Raw genomic sequence first — 7,373 nt, 5'->3', positions numbered from 1 at the left:
TGTCATTCGGCCTGCAATATTGACCCCCTAAGCCGGGGGATCGGCGTCCAAAATTGACCCCCTATAGGTTGGTCTGTTGCGCTGCCTGCTTTGGAATGAAGCAGGTGGTCGAGGATGCTGATCGTGGAGACGATTGCGCGGATTCGGCGCGAGCACTTCATCAAGGGCAAGACGATCAAGGAGATTGCCCGTGACCTGAAGGTGTCGCGGAACACGGTCCGGAAGGTGCTGAGGTCAGGAGAGACCTCCTTCGAGTACGAGCGGCAAGTGCAGCCGCGGCCAAAGCTGGGACGATGGGCAGTAGAGCTCGACGGACTGCTGGCGGCGAACGCGGCCAAACCGGCTCGTGAACAGCTGACGTTAATCCGGATCTTCGAAGAGCTGCGCAGCCGTGGCTATGACGGCGGCTACGATGCGGTGCGGCGTTACGCCAGGCGGTGGAGCAAGGAACGCGGGCAATCGACCGCGGCTGCTTATGTCCCGCTAAGCTTTGCCCCAGGCGAAGCCTACCAGTTCGACTGGAGCCACGAGGTGGTCTTGCTGAGCGGCACCACGGTGATGGTGAAGGCCGCCCATGTCCGGCTCTGTCACAGCCGCATGCTGTTCGTGCGGGCCTATCCGCGGGAGACGCAGGAGATGGTGTTCGACGCCCACGACCGGGCGTTCGCCCTGTTCAAAGGCACCTGCACCCGCGGCATCTACGACAACATGAAGACCGCCGTAGAGACGATCTTCGTCGGTAAAGGGCGTCTCTACAATCGCCGCTTCCTGCAGATGTGCAGCCACTATCTGGTCGATCCGGTCGCCTGCACGCCAGCGTCGGGCTGGGAGAAGGGGCAGGTCGAGAACCAGGTCGGGCTGGTCAGGGAACGCTTCTTCACGCCGCGGCTGCGGTTCAAAAACCTCGACGAGTTAAACGCCTGGCTGCTCGACAAATGCATCGCCTACGCCAAGGTTCATCGCCATCCGGAGCTGGTCGATCAGACGATCTGGGAAGTGTTCGAAGCCGAACGCCCCAAACTCGTTCCCTATGCCGGCCGCTTCGACGGCTTCCATGCGGTGACGGCATCGGTCTCGAAGACCTGCCTGGTGCGCTTCGACAACAACAAGTACTCGGTCGCAGCCAGCGCAGTCGGACGACCGGTCGAGGTTCAAGCCTATGCCGATCGCATCGTGATCCGTCAGGATGGACGCATCGTTGCCGAGCACCCGCGATCCTTTGGCCGCGGCGATACCGTCTACGACCCCTGGCATTATGTGCCGGTGCTCGCCCGCAAACCCGGCGCCTTGCGCAACGGTGCTCCCTTCAAAGACTGGGTGCTGCCAGCCGCGATCGAGCGGATCCGGCGCAAGCTTGCCAGCACCGACGACGGCAATCGGCAGATGGTCGACATCCTCAACGCGGTGCTGACTGACGGTCTGCCCGCGGTGGAAGCGGCCTGTGCCGAAGCGCTCAGTCACAGCGTCCATTCGGCCGATGTCGTTCTCAATATCCTGGCCCGTCAACGTGAACCCGCCCCACCGGCCAACATCATGACGCCGGCCGCACTGACGCTCCGTCATGCACCGATCGCCGATTGTGCCCGCTACGACAACCTCCGGAGGACCATCTGATGGAACGAACCCAAATCTTCGACCTCATGGGCGAACTCAAGCTCTACGGCATGAAGGCTGCCTTCGACGAGATCATGGCAACTGCCGTCAAGCGCCAGCACGAACCTCAGCGCATTGTCGGCGACCTGCTCAACGCCGAGATCAACGAGAAGCAAGCCAGGTCGATCAAATACCAGCTCACCATTGCCAAGCTTCCGCTTGCCAAGGACATCGCCGACTTCCAGTTCGACGGCACGCCGATCAATCAGACTCTCGTCAATGATCTTGCTGGCGGCGGCTTCATCGCCCAACAACGCAACGTCGTGCTGGTTGGCGGCACCGGCACAGGCAAAACCCACCTGGCCATTGCCATCGCCAGAAGCTGCATCCGATCCGGTGCCCGCGGCCGCTTCTTCAACGTAGTCGACCTCGTCAATCGCCTCGAGACCGAGACCCGCAACGGACGGCAAGGACGGCTCGCCGAGCATCTGACCCGGATGGACTTCATTGTGCTGGATGAACTCGGCTATTTGCCCTTCGCCCAGTCCGGTGGCCAGCTTCTCTTCCACCTCGTCAGCCGGCTCTATGAGCGCGCCTCCGTCATCGTGACCACCAATCTCGCCTTCGGCGAATGGCCGAGCGTGTTCGGCGACGCCAAAATGACCACCGCGCTGCTCGATCGGTTGACCCATCACTGTGACATCGTCGAGACCGGCAATGACAGCTGGCGCTTCAAAAGCCGCGACGACGATCACGCCACCCGCGCTCGTCTCGTCTCCGCTATCCCGGCCAGCTCCAACGAGCCGAGCGCTACCGTCAAACCGCGGCGCACGAAGGGGTCACAATTGGACGCCGATGAGGGGTCAAATTTACAGGCCGATTGACACTCAGCCGTCAAAAAGCCGTCGAAAATGGGGGTTGGGATCACGAAGCCATATCGAGAATATTCACTCCAGATCACGAAATGCCGTCGAGTACGGTCCTCGGGCGTAATCGCGTTGAAGAAGGTGTATTTCTCCATGTAGCCCTTCGCGTTCGAGCATGAGATAGAGAAATTGACCAAGCCGTCGACCGTCTCGCCTCGCTTCCGACTGATCCTTACCTCCTGCCCGAACCGCCGCTCCAAGAACGCCTTCACCTTTGCTTCCATGCCCTTGATGGCAACGTAGGGCTGAGGGTCGCGTGCGTAGAGACGTGCAAATTCGCCCAATTCCTCGACGACCTGCACCCTGATCGACGACCGAAGGACGTCTTCCACCTCGGCAGAGCCGATCACTTGCAGAAACCCGGAGAAGGAGTCGGCGGCGTCGGATGCCTGATTGCGCAACTGCGCCACCCGCAGCTTTTCGACAGTCTCGGTCAATTGAAGATCCTGGGCCATTAGCGCCCGAAGGACGTACCAGACGTCGTTGAATTCCGATCCCTGGATCGTTGCATCGATGTCTGACGCGCCTTCGGCGTCGATATAGACGGGTAGCAGGATATAGCCGAACGCTTTCGTCGAATTCTGCCGAGGCTTGCGCAGCGCACGCCCCATCGCCTGGACAATGTCGACCATCGAGCGCTTTGGGTCCATGAATGCGACGAGGTCGACTGCGGGAACATCGACACCCTCGTTCAGGCAGCGTGCGTTCGACATAATCGCCGGGTCCTGCCCCTTGAACTGGACCATGCGCGTTTCTCGATCAGCAGTCCTCATGGCGCCGGAGACGTGGAGGCATGTGAAGTCCGGCAGAAACCGCTCTAGGCCGAACTCGCCGGGAGCGACGAAGGACGCCGCGCTGTTCACCGTCTTGTGGAAAGTGAACGCCTTGCGCAGCCCAAGCCGGGTCATAGCTCGCGACAGCGCATAGCGTCCCGCGATCTCCTCCAGCGCCGTGGTCCGCCCATCCATGCGGACACCGGTCTGCCGGATGTATTCCGCCAGTTCCGACTTGGTCACGACTGAGATGAGGACCTTGTACGGACAAATGATGCCGAGGTCCGCCGCCTGCCGGAAATTCAGAGAATGGGCGATCTGTCCATAGAGTGGGACGTCGTCCATTGAGTGGACAACAGAAGTCTTCTTGATCTTCGGTGCGAAAATCCGGCGCGTTGCCGTCATGAACAGCCGACGTCGGATCGGTAAACGTTCCTCATCCAACGGCAGCGTGAAATCGGAGTGGCCGGCGCGTGCCGTGCGGTGAGCCTCATCGCAAATCGCCAGGTCGAACTCGAAGCCATCGAGGCCCTCGACCGCCTCGCGGACGCGCTCCGAGGACTGATAGGTCGAGAAGACCGTTCGAACGCCGGAGCCAGTCAGGAAGCGACGTATCTCATCTGGCTGCGTGGTGACGGGGATCGGCAGTTCGTTTGGGTTCAATTCGATCTCGTCGTCGTCCGCGATCGTCTCGTCGGAGCAGACGCAGCAGGAATGGAATGCGCCGCCCCAGGGCTGCGCCAGTGACCACGCCTTCAGCGTCTGGGAGACTAGTGCGAGCGACGGCACCAAGACCAGGAGGCGGGCCGGCGAATCCGGCGTCAGGAGGTCGTGGGCCACCCATAGGCCGACGAATGTCTTGCCGCTGCCGCACGCCATCAGCGCAGTCGCCCGCGGATTTGCGGTCAACTCGTCCACCAAAGAACGAACCGCCGCATCCTGGTGAGCCTCCCGGCGGGGCAGCTCCCGCGGCAGAGCGACGCCGGCGCGGATCAGCGTGAAGATGCGCGACAGATCCTCAGGCGACAGGCCACGGAGGTCGCTGCCTAGGAGCGAACTCAGATTCGGGCGGCTCTGCGCCTCGGGGGCGACCCCGCCTGCCGTCGTGACCACTAGCCGACGCTTCGCAAACTCCGAAAGGCCGACAAAAGTGGATAGGTCCCGCCACGACAACGTGTCCGTCCGGCTGCGAAACTTGACCTGGTAGGCACCAAGCTCGTCGTCGTCCGTCAGGAACGCCCCGTCCACGCCGCGATCGCTGGGACCGAGCCGAAGGCGGTCGCGCACGCGCTCCGGGATCCTCCCGTGTGGCCATACCTCTCGCGCGCCGATCACCGGAGACGTCCGCAGCAGCGCCTCTGCGAACACCTCGAACAGGTCGCCAACCTCTCGGGTGGTGAGGTGTCCGGCAGCCAGTTCCCGCGTCAGCCAGTCCTCGATCCGCGCAAAGCCGTCGACGCTCGCGCCGAAGATCGGCGATGCGGCGGCGAATGACAGCGCGGGGTGGAGGAGGGTCACGGGCCTGAGGGGCGGGAAAGGGCCGCGACGAGAAGTGGGATTTCGGAGCGCGGCGGTATTATGACGACACCGTCCGATTCGCTGCCTGGCAGTTCAACAGCAAGTTCTTTGACGAGGTCTGGCGGAGTTAACCTCACAACCTCAGGGCGCCACTGGGGCCGGCCTGGCCGATTCCATCGCACTCTTGTGTGTCTCAATACCCGTTCCGATACCGTCTTCTATGTCCCAGAATACAATGACGCAAGCGCGGTCGCCCGTGGTTCGGCATGGGCACCTTGTTCGCGCGCCTGCCTCAGGATTTCACAGTCGCCGACCATGATCGCCAAATCCGTGGCGCGGGTGATCGCGGTGTAGAAAAGGGACCGGTCCAGCAGCCGGGTCTTCTGGATCGGAATGACAACCTTCCGGAAGCTCGAGCCCTGGGCCTTGTGGACCGTGATTGCGTAGGCCAGCGCGAGATCATGAGCCCGTGTCCGCTCAGCTCGACCTCGGTCCCGTCGAAATCGGCGGTCACCTTCGCGTCCCCAATGCCGGTGATGCGGCCGAGGCTGCCGTTGCGCAGGCCCAGTTGATAGTTGTTCTTGAGGCCGGCTCGCCCTCGGCGAGGAGCCTGGTCGGAAGATGCCGTGAAAGCGCGCGTTCAACGCATCGGTGCCGGCGGCGCCCGCCTTCACGGTGGAGACGATTCGTAGGTCCTCCGCAAAGCCGCCGAGGTGCGCGATCACGTCGACGATCTGGTCGGTGGTGACCTCTCCGGATCGGATCAGGGCGACCCCGCCGCTGGTGGCGTCGACGGCTCCCGGAAGGTCGGGCAACCGGCCTGACCGGATCGCGCCGGCGACCGCGGGAATGCCGGTCGCCTCGGCCTGGCGATAGGGTCAACACGACAAAAGGGATCTCGGGCCGCTCGACCAGCGCATGAAGCACCAAGCCGAACTGGATGGGCGAGAACTGGCCGGGGTCGATGCGGTACATGGTCGGTAGGTCCAGCATCGAGGCCTCGTCGACCACGACTAGCGACTCCGGGGCCGAGCGCGATCGATCTAGCTTCGACCCCCTCAGGAACGCGGCGATGGTCGACGCCGGCTAGCCGGTGGCCTCGCCGATCCGGACGCGGCACGGCCCAGGGCCATCGTGTGGGTGGTCCGGCCGAACGCCGCGCGGGCACGGGCGACGGCCTTCAGAACCATGGTTTTGCCGACGCCAGCGCAACCGCGGACGATGCCGAACCGTTCCTGGATCGCTTCCCGCTGCTCATCGTCGAGCGCCACGACCAGGTCCGGCCGGTCGAGCCAGGCATTGAACTCGGCGTCGGAGACCTCGCGGGTGATCAAGTCGCCCATCGCCGGCTCCGCCAACATCTCTCGTGAATCCGGTCCGCGACGTAGCGCTCCATCATGTGCGCGCCGGCGGCCTGGAAGCCGCCTGCGATCGGGATCGCCGCTCGCTGCGCGACCGCGGCCGCGACCGCCTCCTCGGCCCGCGCCGGCGCGCACTTCAGGAGTCGGCCGACGGGGCGGCGACGAGATAGCGACGGCCGATCCAGGTGTGGTGCTGATCGAGCCTCGCGTAGTGCGCGCGACGACAAGGTGCCTCGGATCGTGCGGCGATGCCTCCCGGCCGGCGGCGTAGACCACCGGCCAATCCGCCGGCGCCATCATCACGTAGGGCGACTCCCGCAGCTTCGCGGCGGCCTCCGCACCCCAGAGGCGGATGATCTTCTTAGCGAGGCGCTGCTCGAAACCGTGCTCGTCGAGCCAGACGACGACGTCGCCTTCGGCGAGCTTCTCCTTCCACGCCAGGGCCAGCCGCTGGGTGCGTCCGCGCCCACGACCTCGGTCAGGCGCGCGACGTCGCCGTTGCCGAAGCACGGCAGGTTCAACACATATTTGGGATAGTCTAGTTGCGCGCGTCGCCGATTAACCAAGGCATCAACTATCCCGTTTTCGAAAACGCGCGTTTGATTTTTCAATTCGCAAATAGCGCCCGGGCGCCGAAGCGTCTGGACGCCAGTGCAGGACGTGTTGGGTGCAGCAAAAGCGTTTTCAAAAACGCCACTAGCCCGAGCGCGAGTCGCAAGTGAGCCTGCAATGGCTGTGATGACTCCGCCGCTGTATTATTGATGGTGCGGGTCTTGCCAAAGAAGGAGGTGGCGCACTGCAAGACTTGAACGGCCGAATTCGACAAAGCCCTTAATTCTTTCTTCGTGCGCCTTGCTTCGAATAACGGCAGGTCAATGAAGACCGTGAGCGTAGCCATTCGAGCGCTAGATGATGCACGCRCCGGGCGTAGAAGGTCGATTGATGGGCTCCGCGTCCCGGTGATCATCCGCAACTATCGCGCTCCGAAATGAGTTCTCGGAGATGCTGCGACTGGGGGGGTGTCAGGGGGCGCGGAACGAGGGCGATCTGGTGTTGGTAATAATGTTGGTAAGTGCCGTGAAATCATGCGGATTCCCCCGGAAAAAAGTAAGGCGCGACTGGCATCACCACAGTCGCGCCCTACGTCGCCGGCTTATGGGGCAGGGGGGAATAGCCGGCTGTTGAGACGACTCTCGGGCCTG

At 63.1% G+C, this 7,373-nt stretch carries 4 protein-coding genes and 2 pseudogenes; 2 read left to right on the top strand and 4 right to left on the bottom strand.

Translation table 11 applies throughout. The features are described from left to right. Positions 1 to 114 precede the first annotated feature (114 nt). Both istA and istB read left to right on the top strand, forming a co-directional pair. Positions 115 to 1,605: pseudogene (gene istA, locus AB4Z51_RS43490) on the top strand (IS21 family transposase); the annotation flags it as partial. A gap of 8 nt (positions 1,606 to 1,613) precedes the next feature. After that, on the top strand, positions 1,614 to 2,477 hold the full coding sequence (gene istB, locus AB4Z51_RS43485; RefSeq protein WP_441253413.1) for an IS21-like element helper ATPase IstB: 864 nt from the start codon (positions 1,614 to 1,616) through the stop codon (positions 2,475 to 2,477). Between the two features lie 647 nt (positions 2,478 to 3,124). On the opposite strand, the pseudogene AB4Z51_RS43480 reads toward istB, so the two are convergent. From AB4Z51_RS43480 to AB4Z51_RS43465, 4 genes and pseudogenes are all read right to left on the bottom strand, one after another. Beyond that, positions 3,125 to 4,627 (bottom strand): annotated as a pseudogene (locus tag AB4Z51_RS43480) (DEAD/DEAH box helicase family protein); the annotation flags it as partial. A gap of 401 nt (positions 4,628 to 5,028) precedes the next feature. Continuing rightward, positions 5,029 to 5,625, bottom strand: coding sequence for an ATP-binding domain-containing protein (locus AB4Z51_RS43475; RefSeq protein WP_441499633.1), 597 nt, complete (start codon positions 5,623 to 5,625; stop codon positions 5,029 to 5,031). Positions 5,626 to 5,868: 243 nt separating this feature from the next. Next, entirely contained in the window at positions 5,869 to 6,681 is an 813-nt protein-coding gene (locus tag AB4Z51_RS43470) for a helix-hairpin-helix domain-containing protein (RefSeq protein WP_441499632.1), read from the bottom strand. A 97-nt stretch (positions 6,682 to 6,778) separates the two neighbouring features. Further along, complete coding sequence (locus AB4Z51_RS43465; RefSeq protein ID WP_441499631.1) at positions 6,779 to 7,069, bottom strand: hypothetical protein; 291 nt, start codon at positions 7,067 to 7,069, stop codon at positions 6,779 to 6,781. Positions 7,070 to 7,373 lie beyond the last annotated feature (304 nt).

Origin of the sequence: Bradyrhizobium sp. 2TAF36 (assembly GCF_052114925.1) — a bacterium.
GTDB classification, from domain to species: domain Bacteria; phylum Pseudomonadota; class Alphaproteobacteria; order Rhizobiales; family Xanthobacteraceae; genus Bradyrhizobium; species Bradyrhizobium barranii.
This window is presented reverse-complemented; position numbering and strand designations above follow the sequence as displayed.

Bases quoted from the DNA above. Each gene is read 5' to 3' on its own strand.
- AB4Z51_RS43465 (WP_441499631.1), bottom strand. From the start codon at position 7,069: ATGGCTACGCTCACGGTCTTCATTGACCTGCCGTTATTCGAAGCAAGG.
- istB (WP_441253413.1), top strand. From the start codon at position 1,614: ATGGAACGAACCCAAATCTTCGACCTCATGGGCGAACTCAAGCTCTAC.